18 protein-coding genes are annotated in these 15,935 nt (G+C 61.5%); 5 read left to right on the top strand and 13 right to left on the bottom strand.

Annotated elements, in window-relative coordinates:
- The first annotated feature begins 15 nt into the window (after positions 1 to 15).
- Positions 16 to 1,188 carry an OmpA family protein gene (locus tag BFQ01_RS18715; protein ID WP_083244909.1) on the top strand — a complete coding sequence of 391 codons (1,173 nt, stop codon included), beginning with the start codon at positions 16 to 18 and terminating at the stop codon, positions 1,186 to 1,188.
- Positions 1,189 to 1,215: 27 nt separating this feature from the next.
- The gene (gene pdxH, locus BFQ01_RS18710) at positions 1,216 to 1,863 is read left to right on the top strand and encodes a pyridoxamine 5'-phosphate oxidase (protein ID WP_027604436.1); all 648 of its coding nucleotides are present in this window, start codon (positions 1,216 to 1,218) and stop codon (positions 1,861 to 1,863) included.
- A 36-nt stretch (positions 1,864 to 1,899) separates the two neighbouring features.
- On the opposite strand, the gene BFQ01_RS18705 is transcribed toward pdxH, so the two are convergent.
- On the bottom strand, positions 1,900 to 2,160 hold the full coding sequence (locus BFQ01_RS18705) for a hypothetical protein (protein ID WP_065926427.1): 261 nt from the start codon (positions 2,158 to 2,160) through the stop codon (positions 1,900 to 1,902).
- Positions 2,161 to 2,317: 157 nt separating this feature from the next.
- On the opposite strand from BFQ01_RS18705, the gene BFQ01_RS18700 reads away from it, so the two are divergent.
- Positions 2,318 to 2,782 carry a glycine zipper 2TM domain-containing protein gene (locus tag BFQ01_RS18700; protein WP_003189251.1) on the top strand — a complete coding sequence of 155 codons (465 nt, stop codon included), beginning with the start codon at positions 2,318 to 2,320 and terminating at the stop codon, positions 2,780 to 2,782.
- A gap of 76 nt (positions 2,783 to 2,858) precedes the next feature.
- On the opposite strand, the gene nhaA is transcribed toward BFQ01_RS18700, so the two are convergent.
- Positions 2,859 to 4,034, bottom strand: a complete 1,176-nt coding sequence (gene nhaA, locus BFQ01_RS18695; protein WP_065926426.1) for a Na+/H+ antiporter NhaA — start codon at positions 4,032 to 4,034, stop codon at positions 2,859 to 2,861.
- Positions 4,035 to 4,250: 216 nt separating this feature from the next.
- Between nhaA and BFQ01_RS18690 the strand changes: the two genes are divergently transcribed.
- Positions 4,251 to 5,345, top strand: coding sequence for a PLP-dependent cysteine synthase family protein (locus BFQ01_RS18690; RefSeq protein ID WP_065926425.1), 1,095 nt, complete (start codon positions 4,251 to 4,253; stop codon positions 5,343 to 5,345).
- Between the two features lie 61 nt (positions 5,346 to 5,406).
- Here the strand turns inward: BFQ01_RS18690 and BFQ01_RS18685 are convergent, their stop codons facing one another.
- The 3 genes from BFQ01_RS18685 to BFQ01_RS18675 all read right to left on the bottom strand — a co-directional run bounded on the left by BFQ01_RS18685 (position 5,407) and on the right by BFQ01_RS18675 (position 8,494).
- Positions 5,407 to 7,020: an NAD(P)/FAD-dependent oxidoreductase gene (locus BFQ01_RS18685; protein WP_065926424.1), complete on the bottom strand. Its 1,614-nt coding sequence runs from the start codon at positions 7,018 to 7,020 to the stop codon at positions 5,407 to 5,409.
- A gap of 106 nt (positions 7,021 to 7,126) precedes the next feature.
- Positions 7,127 to 7,798, bottom strand: coding sequence for a COG3650 family protein (locus BFQ01_RS18680; RefSeq protein WP_065926423.1), 672 nt, complete (start codon positions 7,796 to 7,798; stop codon positions 7,127 to 7,129).
- Between the two features lie 96 nt (positions 7,799 to 7,894).
- The gene (locus BFQ01_RS18675) at positions 7,895 to 8,494 is read right to left on the bottom strand and encodes a short chain dehydrogenase (protein ID WP_065926422.1); all 600 of its coding nucleotides are present in this window, start codon (positions 8,492 to 8,494) and stop codon (positions 7,895 to 7,897) included.
- Positions 8,495 to 8,712: 218 nt separating this feature from the next.
- On the opposite strand from BFQ01_RS18675, the gene BFQ01_RS18670 reads away from it, so the two are divergent.
- The gene (locus BFQ01_RS18670; RefSeq protein ID WP_065926421.1) at positions 8,713 to 9,621 is read left to right on the top strand and encodes a LysR family transcriptional regulator; all 909 of its coding nucleotides are present in this window, start codon (positions 8,713 to 8,715) and stop codon (positions 9,619 to 9,621) included.
- Here the strand turns inward: BFQ01_RS18670 and BFQ01_RS18665 are convergent.
- From BFQ01_RS18665 to livH, 8 genes are all read right to left on the bottom strand, one after another.
- Positions 9,618 to 10,103, bottom strand: a complete 486-nt coding sequence (locus BFQ01_RS18665; protein ID WP_065926420.1) for a DoxX family protein — start codon at positions 10,101 to 10,103, stop codon at positions 9,618 to 9,620. The genes BFQ01_RS18670 and BFQ01_RS18665 overlap by 4 nt on opposite strands.
- A complete protein-coding gene (locus BFQ01_RS18660) occupies positions 10,100 to 10,876 on the bottom strand; it encodes an HvfC/BufC N-terminal domain-containing protein (protein ID WP_065926419.1) in 777 nt (258 codons plus the stop codon). Before BFQ01_RS18660 ends, BFQ01_RS18665 begins: the two co-directional genes overlap by 4 nt.
- The gene (locus BFQ01_RS18655) at positions 10,873 to 11,751 is read right to left on the bottom strand and encodes an MNIO family bufferin maturase (protein WP_065926418.1); all 879 of its coding nucleotides are present in this window, start codon (positions 11,749 to 11,751) and stop codon (positions 10,873 to 10,875) included. The genes BFQ01_RS18660 and BFQ01_RS18655 overlap by 4 nt, the downstream gene beginning before the upstream one ends.
- A 22-nt stretch (positions 11,752 to 11,773) precedes the next feature.
- Entirely contained in the window at positions 11,774 to 12,070 is a 297-nt protein-coding gene (locus BFQ01_RS18650) for a BufA1 family periplasmic bufferin-type metallophore (RefSeq protein ID WP_027604425.1), read from the bottom strand.
- A gap of 175 nt (positions 12,071 to 12,245) precedes the next feature.
- A complete protein-coding gene (locus BFQ01_RS18645; RefSeq protein ID WP_017844798.1) occupies positions 12,246 to 12,947 on the bottom strand; it encodes an ABC transporter ATP-binding protein in 702 nt (233 codons plus the stop codon).
- A gap of 1 nt (position 12,948) precedes the next feature.
- The gene (livG, locus tag BFQ01_RS18640) at positions 12,949 to 13,716 is read right to left on the bottom strand and encodes a high-affinity branched-chain amino acid ABC transporter ATP-binding protein LivG (RefSeq protein ID WP_027604424.1); all 768 of its coding nucleotides are present in this window, start codon (positions 13,714 to 13,716) and stop codon (positions 12,949 to 12,951) included.
- Positions 13,713 to 14,966, bottom strand: coding sequence for a high-affinity branched-chain amino acid ABC transporter permease LivM (locus BFQ01_RS18635; protein ID WP_027604423.1), 1,254 nt, complete (start codon positions 14,964 to 14,966; stop codon positions 13,713 to 13,715). The genes livG and BFQ01_RS18635 overlap by 4 nt, the downstream gene beginning before the upstream one ends.
- On the bottom strand, positions 14,963 to 15,886 hold the full coding sequence (gene livH / locus BFQ01_RS18630; RefSeq protein ID WP_003172375.1) for a high-affinity branched-chain amino acid ABC transporter permease LivH: 924 nt from the start codon (positions 15,884 to 15,886) through the stop codon (positions 14,963 to 14,965). The genes BFQ01_RS18635 and livH overlap by 4 nt, the downstream gene beginning before the upstream one ends.
- Positions 15,887 to 15,935 lie beyond the last annotated feature (49 nt).

The raw sequence follows: 15,935 nt of genomic DNA, 5'->3' as shown, positions 1-15,935 counted from the left end.
TTTTGTGGATATCTCATGTTATCGAACAAGTCCTTGGCACTGGCGCTTTGCCTCACTATTACCGGTTGCGCACAAACTCCACAAAATGATGCCGAGGGTGGGCATTGGTGGTCATTTGGATCGGATAAGGCCACGACCAAGGACGCAGTGACCCAAACCGACGCCAAGCCGGACGCCAAGCCCGCTGCCGGCGCCAAGCCTGCCGCACCTGTAGCCGCTGCTGCTGCTGCTGCTGCGCCTGTCGCCTCCGCGCCAGCGCCGGCCGCCAAGGCTGACACCGGTTCCAGCTGGTGGCCGTTCTCCTCCAAGAGCGCCGACGAGAAGGCCGCTGATGCCAAGGCTGACCTGAAAGCCGACCTCAAGGCCGCGACCCCGGCTCCAGACGCCGCGCCTGCCGTCGCCAAGACCGACAGCGAAACTCACTGGTGGTGGCCGTTCGAAAGCAAACCCAAGCCATTGGCCAAGGTCGACGTGACCAATGTGCCGATGCCTGACCCGAAAATCACCCAGGCCTGGTTGGACGACTATGAGCCGCGCCTGCGCGCCGCCATCAAGGACAGCAACCTGCAGCTGGAACGTCGCGATAACGTACTCGTGGTGATTGCTCCGGTAGACGGCTCCTACAACCCGAAACGCCCGGCGATGCTGCTGCCGGTTACCCTGGGGCCGTTCACTCGCGTCGCCAAGGCGGTGGAAGCCGATCCAAAAACCGCCGTGCTGGTGCTGGGTCACGTGGATGCCACCGGTACCGCGCCTGCCAGCCAGGCGTTGACCAAGGAGCGTGCGCAGTCCATCGCCTCGATCTTCAGCCTCAGCGGCCTGAAACAGGACCGCCTGATGCTGCGTGGCATGGGTGACCTGATGCCACGTGCCGCCAACGACAGCACCCAGGGCCGCGCGCTGAACCGCCGCATGGAAATCATGTTCACCCAGCGCACGACCATGCTGGCGCTGTTGAGCAAGTATCAATCGGGCAAGACCCCGCCTGTAGCCGAAATGGTTGCGGTGCAGAACGTTCCAGCCCCGGCCCCGGCCGCCAAGGCACCGGCTAAAAAGGCACCCGCAGCTAAAAAGGCTGCTGCCAAGCCAGCGGCTAAAAAAGCCCCGGCCAAGCCCGCTGCGAAGAAACCGGCCCCGGCCAAAGCCAAGGCTGCTGCACCGGCTGCGAATGACCAGGCGAAAAACTGATCCGCTGAACCACAAGGATAAAGCCGCATGACCCAGGCACTGGCCGATATGCGCCGTGACTACACACGGGACGGTTTGAGCGAGGCCCAAGCCCCGAACGAGCCGTTTGCGTTGTTCCACCAGTGGTTTGCCGATGCGGTGAAAACCGAGCAGCCACCGGTGGAAGCCAATGCCATGACCCTGGCTACGGTCGACCAGGACGGTCGCCCGCACTGCCGCATCCTGCTGCTCAAGGGCCTGGATGCGCAGGGCTTTACCTTCTTCACCAACTATCAGAGCGCCAAGGGCGAACAGCTCGCGGCGCGGCCGTTTGCGGCCATGACGTTCTTCTGGCCGACCCTGGAGCGCCAGGTGCGTATTGAAGGAAGGGTGGTCAAGGTCACCCCTGAGGAGTCCGACGCTTATTATCAGGTCCGCCCCCTGGGCAGTCGTTTAGGCGCCTGGGCTTCCCCGCAGAGCCAGGTCATTCGTGACCGTGAAGAACTGCAGGACCTGCTCAAGGCCACCGAACAGCGTTTCAGCGATACCCAGCCCGACTGCCCCGAGCATTGGGGTGGCTATCGCCTGCTGCCGGAGCGCATCGAGTTCTGGCAAGGCCGCGCCAGCCGCCTGCATGACCGCCTGAACTACCGCCTGCAAGGGACCGAATGGACCCGCGAGCGCCTGGCGCCCTGAGCGGCACCTTTCGTCACCCCACTGGAATGATGTCGATCACGCCGAAGTCTCTGTTGAAGAGGTTTCGGCTGTGTACTGTTGTGCGGCGTTCGTCAGCCACTGCGGCAACTCGCTTCGCTTGATCTTCGAGATCCGCGCCTGCTCCAGTTGTTGCAGCATAAAGGCACGCTTGTGCAGGTCGTCTCCCGCCAGGGACAGTGCCAGGTCGCGGTCTATCCAGCGTCGGATACGCAGGTACAACCAACCATGGAAGTACAGGCCGGCGACGGTAGTGACTACAATGATGAAATAGTCCATGAAGTTCCTGGTTACGATGAGAGTGCTACCGTTGGTCGGTATTTTGGCTACGGGCAGTCTGTACTGAGGCTGAATGAAAGCAATTTCCTGCCGGGCTTGTCGTGACAGGCGTCAAGCTGCAGCGTCTAATGAATACCTGTCCTTTGGAGTTGATGCTATGCGTAAGTCCGTTTTACTGGTTGCCTGCTTTACCACGCTGTCGTTGCTGCTGGGTGGCTGCGCCTCGAGTCTGACCGGCGACTCGTACTCCCGTGACGAAGCGCGTCGTGTACAGACCGTTCGCATGGGCACCATTGAATCCCTGCGTCCGGTAAAAATCGAAGGCACCAAGACCCCAATCGGCGGCGCTGCCGGCGCGGTCATCGGTGGTGTGGGCGGCAGCGCCATCGGCGGTGGCCGTGGCAGTATCGTGACTGCCGTGATCGGCGCCGTTGCCGGCGGCCTGCTGGGCTCGGCCACCGAAGAAGGCCTGACCCGCACCCAGGGCGTGGAAATCACCGTTCGCGAAGACGACGGCAGCATGCGTGCCTACGTGCAAGCCGTGCAGGAAAATGAAATCTTCCGCATCGGTGATCGCGTCCGCATCATGACCGTTGATGGCACCAGCCGCGTTACTCGCTGACCGGTAAGCAGCAGGCAAAAGAAAACCCCAACCGGGTGACCGGTTGGGGTTTTTTATGGGCTGCGTTTCAGTCGGCTCAGGCTTTTTTGCGACTCGCCATCGCCGTCACCACGTACCCGATACACGCCGCAAGTATCGATCCGGTCAGAATCCCCATTCGATCCTCCCCGGCAAACTCGCTGGCACCCGGCACAAACGCCAGGGAGCCGACGAACAGGCTCATGGTGAAGCCGATGCCGCACAGGATCGCCACGCCGAAGACCTGGCCCCAGTTGGCGCCGCTGGGCAGTGCTGCGAGGCCGGTCTTGATGGCCAGCCAAGTGAGGCCGAACACGCCGACGGTCTTGCCGATCAGCAGGCCGGCGGCAATGCCCATCGGCACGTGGTGGGTGAAGCTTTCCAGGCTGACCCCGGTGAGTGACACCCCGGCGTTGGCGAAGGCGAACAGCGGCAGGATGCCGTAGGCCACCCATGGATGCAGGGCGTGTTCCAGTGTAAGCAGCGGCGAGGGCTCGGCATTCCTGGTGCGCATCGGGATGCAGAACGCCAGGGTCACGCCGGCCAGGGTGGCGTGCACGCCGCTCTTGAGTACGCACACCCACAGGATCAGGCCGATGATCAGGTAGGGCCCGAGCTTGATCACGCCCAGGCGGTTCATTGCAATCAAGGCAACCAGGCAGGCGCCCGCGCCGGCCAGGGCCGCACCGGACAGGTCGGCGGAATAGAACACTGCAATAACAATGATCGCGCCCAGGTCGTCGATGATGGCCAGGGTCATCAGGAACAGCTTCAACGACACCGGCACCCGCTTGCCCAGCAGTGCCAGGACGCCCAACGCGAAGGCGATGTCGGTGGCCATCGGGATTGCCCAGCCGGAGAGGGCGGCGGGGTAGTCCTTGTTGATTGCCCAGTAGATCAGCGCCGGCACGACCATGCCGCCGATGGCGGCTGCGCCTGGCAGCACCACTTGCGAAGGCTTGGACAGGTGGCCGTCAAGCAGCTCGCGCTTGACCTCCAGGCCGATCAGCAGGAAGAACAGGGCCATCAGGCCATCGTTGATCCACAGCAGTGCGGGCTTGGCGATTTGCAGCGCGCCAATCTGGGCCACCACCGGCACGTCGAGAAACGCGCCATACAGGTGCGACAACGGAGAGTTGTTGATGATCAGCGCCAAGGCGGCAGCGGCGATCAACAACAGGCCGCTGGCGGCTTCCAGCTGGAAGAAACGGGTAAAAGTGCTACGCAGAGGCAAGGGATGCTCTCCAATCCAGGTTCAATAGGTGGGTACCCTAACCCGTACCGTTAGTTGTTAAAACAAAAGTTATATTCTTATTTGTTATAAGAGATGGTGTAGGGTGGCGTAGCGCCAAAGCCTAGCAATTGTGTGTCCAATTGAGTCGTCACTGTATCTGTGTGCAGTGTAGGAAACATCCTAAGATCGGTGCTGAAATCCTTAGAGTTCTTCCTTATGAGCGACCACCGTCCCTGGGCCCGCGAAGCCATTCGCATCATCGAAGCGGACTTCCAGCGCAGTGCTGACACGCATCTGATTCCGTTACCGCTGCCGGGCCTGCCGGGCATCGAGTTGTACTTCAAGGATGAATCCAGCCACCCCACCGGCAGCCTGAAACATCGGCTGGCCCGTTCGCTGTTCCTGTATGCGCTGTGCAATGGCTGGCTCAAGCCAGGCGCGCCGGTGATTGAAGCATCCAGCGGCTCGACGGCGATTTCCGAAGCGTATTTTGCCCGGCTGCTCGGGCTGCCGTTCATTGCGGTGATGCCCGCCACGACGTCCCAGGAAAAGATCGCGCAGATTGCCTTCTACGGCGGCAAAAGCCATCTGGTACAGGATCCCACGCAGATCTACGCCGAGTCCGAACGCCTGGCCCAGGAAAGCGGCGGTCATTTCATGGATCAGTTCACTTATGCCGAGCGTGCCACCGACTGGCGGGCGAACAACAACATCGCCGAGTCGATCTTCCAGCAGATGCGCTTTGAGCGGCACCCGGAACCGAGCTGGTTGATTTCCAGCCCCGGTACCGGCGGCACCACCGCCACCCTGGGTCGTTATGTGCGTTATCGCCAGCACTGTACCCGCGTGTTGTGTGCCGATGCCGAGCGCTCGGTGTTTTTCGATTTCTACCAGAGCGGTGACGCCAGCCTGCGCCTGGACTGTGGTTCGCGGATCGAAGGCATTGGCCGGCCACGGGTCGAGGCGTCGTTTTTGCCCAAGGTGATTGATGCGATGGTCAAGGTGCCGGATGCGCTGTCGCTGGCGGCCATGCATTACCTGGCTGAGCGCCTGGGGCGGCGAGTCGGCGGTTCCAGCGGGACCAACCTGATTGGCGCATTAATGGCGGCGCAGCAGATGAAAGCGATGGGGGATTCAGGTTCGATCGTGGCGATCTTGTGTGATGGGGGCGAGCGGTATGCAACGACCTATTACGACCAGGCGTGGTTGGCGGGGCAGGGCTATGCGCTCGAGGGGTTGATCGCGGCCGTGGCGGCCAGTGTGGAGCAGGGCGAGCCATTACCCGCCAGCATCCTGCGCGCAAATATCTGATCCGATGCAAACCAAATGTGGGAGGGGGCAAGCCGCCTCCCACATTTAATTTGCGCTGTTCTCAGGCCTCGATGCCGAGCATATCCCGCGCCAACGCCTCGGCAATCCGAATCCCGTCGACACCGGCCGACAGAATCCCACCCGCATACCCAGCGCCTTCACCGGCCGGGAACAGGCCTTTCACGTTCAGGCTCTGCATCGATTCGTCACGGGTAATCCGCAGCGGCGACGAGGTGCGCGTCTCGATACCGGTCAATACGGCATCGTGCAGCGAATAGCCCTTGATCTGCTTCTCGAACGCCGGCAGTGCTTCGCGGATCGCTTCGATGGCGAAGTCCGGCAAGGCCAGGGCCAGGTCACCCAGGGCCACCCCTGGCTTGTAGGACGGTTCCACACTGCCGATCGCCGTGGACGGCTTGCCAGCGATAAAGTCGCCGACCAACTGTGCCGGAGCCTCGTAGTTGCTGCCGCCGAGGATGTAGGCGTGGGACTCCAGGCGCTCCTGCAACTCGATACCCGCCAGCGGGCCGCCTGGGTAATCCACTTCCGGCGTGATGCCGACGACGATGCCGGAGTTGGCATTGCGCTCGTTACGCGAGTACTGGCTCATGCCGTTGGTCACCACACGGTTCGGCTCGGAGGTCGCTGCCACCACGGTGCCACCCGGGCACATGCAGAAGCTGTAGACCGAACGGCCGTTCTTGGCGTGGTGCACCAGCTTGTAGTCGGCGGCGCCCAGCTTCGGGTGCCCGGCATATTTGCCCAGGCGCGCGGCGTCGATCAGCGATTGCGGGTGTTCGATCCGGAACCCCACCGAGAACGGTTTGGCTTCCATGTAGACGCCACGGCCGTGGAGCATGCGGAAGGTGTCGCGGGCGCTGTGGCCGAGGGCCAGGATCACATGCCTGGAGAGGATCTGCTCACCACCGTCGATGACCACGCCATTCAACTGGCCGTCTTCGATCAGCACGTCGGTCACCCGTTGCTCGAAACGCACTTCACCGCCCAGGGCGATGATCTGCTCGCGCATGTTTTCCACCACGCCGGTCAGGCGGAAGGTACCGATGTGGGGTTTGCTGACGTAGAGGATTTCTTCCGGCGCGCCGGCCTTGACGAACTCGTGCAGGACTTTGCGGCCGTGGAATTTCGGGTCCTTGATCTGACTGTAGAGCTTGCCGTCGGAGAAGGTCCCGGCGCCGCCTTCACCGAACTGCACGTTGGACTCGGGGTTGAGCACGCTTTTGCGCCACAGGCCCCAGGTGTCCTTGGTGCGCTGGCGTACTTCCTTACCGCGTTCGAGGATGATCGGCTTGAAGCCCATCTGCGCCAGCAACAGTCCGGCGAAGATACCGCACGGGCCAAAACCGACGACCACAGGCCGTTCGACCAAGCCTTCCGGGGCCTGGCCCACGACCTTGTAGCTGACGTCCGGCGCGGGGTTGACGTTGCGGTCATCGGCGAACTTGAGCAGCAGGGCGGCCTCACCCTTCACATTGAGGTCGATGGTGTAGATGAAGCACAGCTCCGACGACTTCTTGCGCGCGTCGTAGCTGCGTTTGAACAGGGTGAAATCGAGCAGGTCATCACTGGCGATGCCCAGGCGCTGCACAATGGCAGGCCGCAGGTCTTCTTCGGGATGGTCGATGGGCAGCTTGAGTTCGGTGATTCGTAACATGACGGGATCCGGTAGGCGGCGGACAAAGAGGCCGGCTGTTTTGCAAACCGGCGATTATAAGCCCCAATGGCGGTTTTCCGTCAGGTTAAAACAGCGCAGCGCTGAATCAGTCGTCCCGGGAACCACCAAACGCGGCGCAACCGCGCTGTACCTGGCCGTTGACGCGCAACTCCGCCGTCATGTGTTGCAGGCTGCCGCTGACACTGTCGATGCAGCGCTGCGGCGCGACCCACAGTTCGATGTGCTGGTTGTTGGCTTCGGTCATCAGGTTGAAGCGGCCGTCGCCGATCTGCTCTTCGACATAAGGCACCGCCAGTGGCGGCTGGCCTTCACGCTCGAGCACCATGCCCTTGGCGGTGACGTTCATGGCCCAGGCTGGCTTGTGGCCGTTGGCCCGCAGGGTCATGCGCTTGAAGTCCGGGTCGGTGCAGGCAGAGGTCGAGCGCTCTACGCGATAGAGTTGTTGCAGGTCGACGCTGCCCTGGGTGCCGCTGGCGACGCCCGAGAACTTGCCACGCAAATCGGCAAACAATGCCCCTTGCTGGCCGGCCAGGGACGCCGCTTCCTGCAGGATGCTGGTGCCACTGGTGTCGTTGACGACATAGTTGCGTTTATCGTCGCACGGCTGGAACAGCAGCTTGCTACCTACCGCCGTGAGTTCGCCCTGCATGCGGGTCAACCCGGCGGTAGACGGCTTGGTCGGCTCGTTTTCGAACATCTGGCAAGCGGCGAACACAGGAAGCAAGGCAAACAGGGCGAGGGTACGGGCGGCACGCATGATCGGGTCTCCAGACAAGTGCCGCCACGTTACGCAGGCTGGCGTTGCATCACAACCCCGCAGCCCTGCTTCAGGCAATTCTTACAATGGTTACATTCAGCCAACAATAAATGTCTGGCCGGTCTGTAAGCCTTCCACGCTTTTTGCATAGGCCAATGCCACATCGGCCCCCGGAACCGGTTTATAGCCACGGAAGTACGGTGCGTAGCTGCCCATGGCCTCCACCAGCACGGTCGGGCTCACGGAGTTGATGCGCAGCCCCCGTGGCAATTCGATTGCCGCGGCTTTGATGAACGCGTCGAGTGCGCCATTGACCAGCGCAGCCGAAGCGCCAGTACGGATCGGGTCACGGTTGAGAATGCCACTGGTGAAGGTGAACGACGCGCCGTCGTTGGCATACTCGCGGCCGATCAACAGTAGGTTGACCTGGCCCATCAGCTTGTCACGCAGGCCCAGTTCAAAGTCGCTTTCGCCCATATCCCCCAGCGCCACGAAATTCACGTTGCCTGCAGTGCAGACAAGTGCATCGAATTTGCCGGTCTGCTCGAACAGGTTGCGGATCGAGGTGCTGTCGCTGATATCCACCTGGAAGTCGCCGCTGCTGCGGCCAATGCTGATCACTTCGTGACGCTGGGCCAGTTCGGCCTTGACTGCCGAGCCGACGGTGCCACTGGCGCCAATCAATAGGATTTTCATGGTGCTGTTCCTCTGGGTTTCTCAGGAACTGTAGGAGCGGGCTTGCCCGCGAAAAACGCAAAAGCGCCGCTGTGTACCAGGCTGAGCGCGTTATCGTTGACGATTTTCGCGAGCAAGCTCGCTCCTACAGTAGGGGGGTAGGCATCAAGTCTAGAGTGGCTTTTTAAGCGGATAAACGTGCTAATAGGCAACCTTTGGTTTTCAAATGGAAACAGTCCATGAGCGAGATGGATGACCTGGCGGCCTTTGCCGTACTGATTGAAGCCGGCAGTTTTACCGTGGCGGCCGAGCAACTGGGTTGCAGCAAGGGCCAGCTGTCCAAGCGCATCAGCCATTTGGAGGCACAGTTCAGCGTGGTCTTGCTGCACCGCACCACACGCAGGCTCAGCCTGACCGCCGCCGGTGCGGCGCTGTTGCCCCAGGCGCAAGCGCTGGTGGTGCAGGTGGATCGCGCCCGTCAGGCATTGGCGCGTCTCAAGGACGATTTGGCCGGGCCGGTGCGCATGACAGTTCCGGTTTCATTAGGGGAAACCTTCTTCGATGGTTTGTTGCTGGAGTTTTCCAAGCAGTATCCCCAGGTGCAGATCGAGCTGGAGCTCAACAACAGCTACCGAGACCTGGCGCGAGACGGCTTTGACCTGGGGGTGCGTTCGGGGTCGATTGAAAACGAGCGTCTGGTGGCCAGGCCGCTGCTGGCCTGGCACGAGATGACCTGTGCCAGTCCCGCTTACCTGGAGCAACATGGCGAGCCACTGACCCCTGGGGATCTTGCGGCGCACACCTGTTTACTCAACAGCCACTACAGCGGTCGCGAGGAATGGCTGTATCACCAGCAGCACGAGTTGTTGCGGGTGAGGGTGAGCGGCACCTTTGCCTCCAACCATTACAACTTGCTGAAGAAGGCTGCCCTGGTCGGTGCCGGTATCGCCCGCTTGCCGTCCTACGTGCTGCCGACGGAATTGGCTGACGGCCGATTGTGTTGGCTACTGCGTGATTACCAGACGCGGAGTATGCCGATGTACCTGGTCCATCCTTATCAAGGCGGCCTGCCGAGACGTACCCAAGTATTGGCCGACTACCTGGTGGACTGGTTCAAGCGCAGCGGCGAGGCACTGGATCGGCTTTAACGGTAGCGGCGCGCGATCAGGTGATCGATGGACAGGCTGCCCGGGCCTTTGGCGACCAACAGCAACAGCAGCGCCATCCAGGTGCCGTGGGTGGGGTAGGCGTCCGGGTACACGAACAACTGAATGACCAGGGTCATGCCGATCAAGGCCAGGGCTGAGAAGCGCGTGGCCAGGCCCACCAGGATCAGCACCGGGAAAAAGTGCTCGGCAAACGCCGCCATGTGCGCGGCGACTTCCGGCGACAGCAACGGCACGTGGTATTCACTGCGAAACAGCGGCAATGTCGAGGCGGCGAGTTTGGGGGTACCGAATTCGAACGTGCCGTTGATCAGGTCAATGGCAAGGCCTTCGACCTTGGTTTGCCCGGACTTCCAGAACACTGCCGCAATGGAGAAGCGCGCAATAAACGCGATCAGGCTGTAAGGAATTTTCTCGAAAAGCGCGATGGCCTGCTTGATCAGACACGAAGCGGAAGTGTTCATGGTGATACCTGTTGTTCTGGGAGCAGATGAGTGAGTGCTTCGTGGTTGATCAGCAGCGTGAGGCATTGGTACAGGTCGAACTCGGCGCTGGCCTCGAGGGCATTGGCGACGGCCATTTCCAGTGCCGAGCCTTGTTTCAGGCTATTGATAAAGGCGACCGAGCCGCCGTCGATGGCGAAGACCTTGACGCTCAACCCTTGGCGCAACACCAGCGCGCCTTGGGCATGCCAGGGATCGAGAGTGACCAGGGCGCCCTCGGTCTGGTGGGCCGCCCATACCGCAACCACTGCGTAGGCGGAGTTCAATGTGCCAACGCACGGGTGCAGTTGCAGATGCAGCGCCCCCGGCTTCGTGTGGGCTTGCAGTTGCTGCAGAACGGCTTGCGGATCCACCACGGCTGTATCAGCTGCGTGATAAGCGCGAACCCGCAAGCGTTCCAACCGGGCGACATCGGCCAGGTAGGGCACGCTGGCGGCCGGTTCAAAACCTTGGATAAAGTCGGCGAATGTGCCGCCGTACTCGCTGATCAGCGGGCTGGCGGGCGGGGATGCCTGGACGAAAATGCCGGCCATGGCGCGGAAAAATTCATCGCCGACCAATTGCGCCGTTACGGGAAAAGCCGTTGCCAGCACATTGATCAACGAACTGTGAACATTGTTGCGATACACCGCAAAACGACTGGCCGGGTCGGCCCCGTTGCTGCTGAACAGGCCGTCGGGGCAAGGTTGGCCGGGCGCTAGCAAGGCGCTGGAAAAGGCGTCGTGAAGGCTCATGGGTGGACCTGCGATAAGTACCGTTCAGCCTGCTGGGCTTCTGCGCATAGCACGCTGAAGGCCGGCACTTGGTTGTCGCGCTCGATCAGGGTTGCGACCGGGCCCGTCAGCGCGAGTACGTGTTCGTACAGCAGCCACACTGCGTTATCGATGGGCGCGCCGTGGTCATCGATCAACAGGCGATCGCCCAGGCTGTCGGTGTCTTCGGCGAAGCCGGCCAGATGAATCTCACCCACGGCGCGCAATGGTAGGGCGTGGATGTAGGCCAGAGGGTCGCGCTGGTGGTTGATGCACGACACGTAGACGTTGTTCACGTCCAGCAGCAGGCCGCAGCCGGTGCGGCGGATGATCTCGCTGATGAAGTCGGTCTCGTCCAGGGTCGAGCGCTGGAACTGCAGGTAGGTCGATGGATTCTCCAGCAGCATCGGCCGCTTGAGGGTGCTCTGTACCTGGTCGACGTGCTCGCACACTCGACTCAAGGTGGTGGCGTCATAAGCCAGGGGCAGCAGGTCGTTGAGGAACACCGGGCCGTGGCTGGACCAGGCCAGGTGTTCCGAAAATGAGTGGGGTTGGTAGCGTTCGATCAGTGCGGCCAAGCGTCCCAGGTGCTCACGGTTGAGCGGGCCTTCGCCACCGATGGACAGGCCCACGCCGTGCAACGACAGGGGGTAACGTTCGCGAATCAACCCCAGGTAGTGATGAAACGGGCCGCCGGCCACCATGTAGTTTTCGGCGTGCACTTCAAAAAAACCGATGTCGGGCGAAGTATCGAGCACTTCATTGAAGTGCTCGTGCTTCAGCCCCAGCCCGGTCCGATAGGGGAGCCCGGGCATCTGAATCGGTGAGACTGCGGGTAGGAGTGAAAGCGTCATCATCCGTACTCAGGCCAGGCAGGGGTCAGGACTTGGCGGTGAAGGCGGCTTCCTGGCCGAAGCCGGTCGGCGAGGTGGAACTTGGGGTTTGGGTGCAGGTGCCGGCCGGGACCAGTTTCCAGGCGTTGGCCTGATCCTTGGTCTTCGAGGTGCCGGCGCAGGACGTGCCGGCACCGGCGGCGCAATCGTTCTTGCCGGCTTCAGCGACGCCGAAGCATTTCTGCATGTCGTCGGCAGCGTGGGCGGTGGTGGTCAGGGCGGACAGGCTCAAGGCCGAACTCAGGGCGAGGACGAGGCTAGCGGCGGACAGTTTGGTGGTCATGGTGGATCTCCAGCAGTAGGTTGAAGAGCAGGCTTGAATGCCTGCTTGCACCACTAGAGGCGGGAGGGGGATGTTCGTTACAAGGTCAGACGAAATAATTTCAAACAATGCAAAAAAATGTGGGAGGGAACTTGCTTCCTCCCACATGAGATCCGGCTTATCCAGCAACCGTCTCTTAGCCGCCCAGGTACGCCTCACGTACCTTCGGATCGGTCAGCAGCTGCTCGCCAGTGCCCTGCATCACCACCCGGCCGTTTTCCAGCACATAGGCACGGTCAGCGATCTTCAGCGCCTGGTTGGCGTTCTGCTCCACGAGGAACACCGTTACACCGTCCTTGCGCAGCTGTTCGATGATGTCGAAGATCTGCTGGATGATGATCGGTGCCAGGCCCAGGGAGGGTTCGTCCAACAGCAACAGCTTGGGCTTGCTCATCAGCGCCCGGCCGATGGCGAGCATTTGCTGCTCGCCGCCGGACATGGTGCCGCCGCGCTGGCTGAAGCGCTCCTTGAGGCGAGGGAACAGGTGCAGCACCTTGTCCATTTGCTCCTGGTAGTCGCCCTTGTCGGTGAAGAACCCGCCCATGGCCAGGTTTTCTTCCACGGTCAGGCGCGAGAATACCCGCCGGCCTTCCGGCACCACGGCAATGCTCTTGCGCATGATGTGCGACGACTGCTGGCCCACCAGCTCTTCACCCATGTAGCGGATGCTGCCGCTGTGGGCCTGCGGCGAGCCGCACAAGGTCATCAGCAAGGTCGACTTGCCGGCGCCGTTGGCGCCGATCAGCGTGACGATCTCACCCTGGCGCACTTCCACGTTGACGCTGTGCAGGGCCTGGATCTTGCCGTAGAAAGTGGAAACGTTTTCGAATTGCAGCATTTTACGCTTCCCCCAGATAGGCTTTGATCACTTCAGGATTGTCACGGATCTGCTCCGGCGTCCCGTCCGCCAGCGGCGTGCCCTGGTTGATCACCACGATATGGTCGGAAATGCTCATGACCAGTTTCATGTCGTGTTCGATCAACAGCACCGTGGCGTTGTTTTCCTCACGCAACACGCCGATCAGCGCCTTGAGGTCTTCGGTTTCCTTGGGGTTCAGGCCGGCGGCCGGTTCGTCGAGCATCAGGATCCGCGGGCGGGTCATCATGCAGCGGGCGATTTCCAGGCGACGTTGCTGACCATAGGCCAGGGTGCCGGCAGGGCGGTTGGCGAACTCGGTGAGGTTGACCTTGTCCAGCCAGTACGCAGCGTACTCCATGGCCTCGCGCTCGCTCTTGCGGAACGCCGGGGTCTTGAACAGGCCCGCAAAGAAGTTGGTGTTCAGGTGACGATGCTGGGCGATCAGCAGGTTCTCGACCGCCGTCATGTCCTTGAACAGCCGTACGTTCTGGAAGGTGCGCACCACGCCCTTGCGGGCGATCTCGTGACCGGCCAGGCCCTGGATCGGCTGGCCGTCCAGCAGGATGCTGCCGCCACTCGGCTTGTAGAAACCGGTGAGGCAGTTGAACACCGTGGTCTTGCCGGCGCCGTTGGGGCCGATCAGCGCAACCACCTGTTTCTCTTTCACGGTCAGGGCGACGCCGTTGACCGCCAGCAAGCCGCCGAAGCGCATGCTCAAGTTTTCGACTTTCAGGATCTCGCGGCTCATTTGCGCAGCTCCATGTGTGGACGTTGCATGGGCAGCAGGCCTTGAGGTCGCCAGATCATCATCAGCACCATCATGGCGCCGAACATCAACATGCGGTATTCGCTGAACTCACGCATCATTTCCGGCAGCAGGATCATCACGATCGCCGCCAGGATCACGCCCAGCTGCGAGCCCATGCCACCCAACACCACGATGGCGAGGATGATCGCCGACTCGATGAAGGTGAACGACTCCGGGGTCACCAGGCCTTGGCGAGCGGCGAAGAAGCTGCCGGCAAAACCGGCGAACGCGGCACCCAGGGTGAAGGCGGAGAGCTTGATGATGGTCGGGTTCAGGCCCAGGGCACGGCAGGCGATTTCATCTTCGCGCAACGCTTCCCAGGCACGGCCGATAGGCATGCGCAGCAAGCGGTTGATCACGAACAGTGCCGCCAGCGCCAGCAACAGCGCCACCAGGTACAGGAACACCACTTTGCTCACCGGGTTGTAGTCGATCCCGAAGTACTCGTGGAACGTCTGCATGCCTTCGGCAGCGGTGCGGTCGAACGACAGCCCGAAGAACGTCGGCTTGGGGATGCTGCTGATGCCGTTGGGGCCACCGGTGATGTCGGTCAGGTTACGCAGGAACAGACGGATGATTTCCCCGAAGCCCAGGGTCACGATGGCCAGGTAGTCACCACGCAGGCGCAATACCGGGAAGCCCAGCAGGAAGCCGAACGTGGCCGCCGCCATGCCGGCCAGCGGCAGGCAGATCCAGAAGCTCCAGCCCAGGTAGTGCGACAGCAGCGCGTAGGTGTAGGCACCCACGGCGTAGAAGCCCACATAACCCAGGTCGAGCAGGCCGGCCAGGCCCACCACGATGTTCAGGCCCAGGCCCAGCAACACGTAGATCAGGATCAGGGTGGCAATGTCGACCGCACCGCGCGAGCCGAAGAATGGCCAGATCAACGCGGCCACGATCAGGCCGATGATGATGTAGCGCTGAGTGCGTGGCAGGGTCAGGAATTGGCTGACCTTGGGCGAGACCAGCGGGCCACGGTTGCGCTTGAACAGGGCGCCGACCTGCTGGGTGAACAGCACGCGCAGGAACATCAGCACCGAACACAGGGCGATGATGGTCAGCGTCACGGGGCCGGTGCCATGCACTTCCAGGTTGATGCCGACAATGCTCAGCTTGAGACCGAGTACCGGGAAGGCCACCGCCCACACCAGCAAGGCGCTGAAAAACGCCGATTTAAGATATCTGCTCATACTTTCTCAACCTCCGGACGGCCCAGGATGCCGGTCGGACGGAACAACAGCACCAGGACCAACAGGCCGAACGCGACGACGTCCTTGTATTGGTCGCCGAAAATATCGGCACCAAACGCTTCGGCCACCCCCAGCACCAGGCCGCCGAGCATCGCGCCCGGGATACTGCCGATGCCGCCCAATACCGCTGCGGTAAAGGCCTTGAGGCCTACCAGGAAACCGGCGTTGGGGTTGATCACGCCGTACTGCATGCTCAGCAGTACCGCCGCGACGGCTGCCAGCGCGGCACCGATCACGAAGGTCAGGGCGATGATGTTGTTGGTATTGATGCCCAACAGGTTGGCCATCTTGATGTCTTCGGCGCAGGCCCGGCAGGCGCGCCCCAGACGGGAGCGGGAGATGAACAGGGTAAGGCCCAGCATGGCCACCAGGGTGACGACGAAGACCAGGATCTGCATGTAGGAAATCAGCACTTCTTCCGCACCGCCCGGACCGAAGGAGAAGCTCCCCGGGATCAGGTTGGGGATGGATTTATCCTTGGAATCCTGGGACAGCAATACGGTGTTCTGCAGGAAAATCGACATGCCGATGGCGGAAATCAGCGGGATCAAACGGTTGCTGCCACGCAAGGGACGGTAGGCAACGCGCTCGATACTGTAGCCATAGGCACTGGTTACGACGATCGACGCCAGGAACGCGGCGGTCATCAACAGCGGCAGGGAGTGGATACCCATCATGGCCAGCCCGGCGAGGGCAATGAAAGCCACGTAGGAACCAATCATGTATACCTCGCCATGGGCGAAGTTGATCATTCCAATGATGCCGTAAACCATTGTGTAGCCAATGGCTATCAAGGCATAGGTGCTGCCAATGGTCAGCCCATTAACCAGCTGTTGGAAAAAATGATAGATCTCAGGCATTACAGCGCTCCTAAAAACCCGATACGCATTTCACTGGTGGAGTCATGTT

The sequence above is a fragment of the Pseudomonas sp. 8 R 14 genome, assembly GCF_900005955.1.
Classification (GTDB): domain Bacteria; phylum Pseudomonadota; class Gammaproteobacteria; order Pseudomonadales; family Pseudomonadaceae; genus Aquipseudomonas; species Aquipseudomonas marginalis.
Note: the sequence above shows the minus strand (reverse complement) of the source record. Positions and strands in the feature narration are given on the sequence as shown.

What these genes read in the sequence shown, in the direction of transcription:
- BFQ01_RS18715 (WP_083244909.1), top strand. Translation starts at nt 16, where the DNA reads ATGTTATCGAACAAGTCCTTGGCACTGGCGCTTTGCCTCACTATTACC.
- pdxH (WP_027604436.1), top strand. Translation starts at nt 1,216, where the DNA reads ATGACCCAGGCACTGGCCGATATGCGCCGTGACTACACACGGGACGGT.
- BFQ01_RS18705 (WP_065926427.1), bottom strand. Translation starts at nt 2,160, where the DNA reads ATGGACTATTTCATCATTGTAGTCACTACCGTCGCCGGCCTGTACTTC.
- BFQ01_RS18700 (WP_003189251.1), top strand. Translation starts at nt 2,318, where the DNA reads ATGCGTAAGTCCGTTTTACTGGTTGCCTGCTTTACCACGCTGTCGTTG.
- BFQ01_RS18690 (WP_065926425.1), top strand. Translation starts at nt 4,251, where the DNA reads ATGAGCGACCACCGTCCCTGGGCCCGCGAAGCCATTCGCATCATCGAA.
- BFQ01_RS18685 (WP_065926424.1), bottom strand. Translation starts at nt 7,020, where the DNA reads ATGTTACGAATCACCGAACTCAAGCTGCCCATCGACCATCCCGAAGAA.
- BFQ01_RS18680 (WP_065926423.1), bottom strand. Translation starts at nt 7,798, where the DNA reads ATGCGTGCCGCCCGTACCCTCGCCCTGTTTGCCTTGCTTCCTGTGTTC.
- BFQ01_RS18675 (WP_065926422.1), bottom strand. Translation starts at nt 8,494, where the DNA reads ATGAAAATCCTATTGATTGGCGCCAGTGGCACCGTCGGCTCGGCAGTC.
- BFQ01_RS18670 (WP_065926421.1), top strand. Translation starts at nt 8,713, where the DNA reads ATGAGCGAGATGGATGACCTGGCGGCCTTTGCCGTACTGATTGAAGCC.
- BFQ01_RS18665 (WP_065926420.1), bottom strand. Translation starts at nt 10,103, where the DNA reads ATGAACACTTCCGCTTCGTGTCTGATCAAGCAGGCCATCGCGCTTTTC.
- BFQ01_RS18660 (WP_065926419.1), bottom strand. Translation starts at nt 10,876, where the DNA reads ATGAGCCTTCACGACGCCTTTTCCAGCGCCTTGCTAGCGCCCGGCCAA.
- BFQ01_RS18655 (WP_065926418.1), bottom strand. Translation starts at nt 11,751, where the DNA reads ATGATGACGCTTTCACTCCTACCCGCAGTCTCACCGATTCAGATGCCC.
- BFQ01_RS18650 (WP_027604425.1), bottom strand. Translation starts at nt 12,070, where the DNA reads ATGACCACCAAACTGTCCGCCGCTAGCCTCGTCCTCGCCCTGAGTTCG.
- BFQ01_RS18645 (WP_017844798.1), bottom strand. Translation starts at nt 12,947, where the DNA reads ATGCTGCAATTCGAAAACGTTTCCACTTTCTACGGCAAGATCCAGGCC.
- livG (WP_027604424.1), bottom strand. Translation starts at nt 13,716, where the DNA reads ATGAGCCGCGAGATCCTGAAAGTCGAAAACTTGAGCATGCGCTTCGGC.
- BFQ01_RS18635 (WP_027604423.1), bottom strand. Translation starts at nt 14,966, where the DNA reads ATGAGCAGATATCTTAAATCGGCGTTTTTCAGCGCCTTGCTGGTGTGG.
- livH (WP_003172375.1), bottom strand. Translation starts at nt 15,886, where the DNA reads ATGCCTGAGATCTATCATTTTTTCCAACAGCTGGTTAATGGGCTGACC.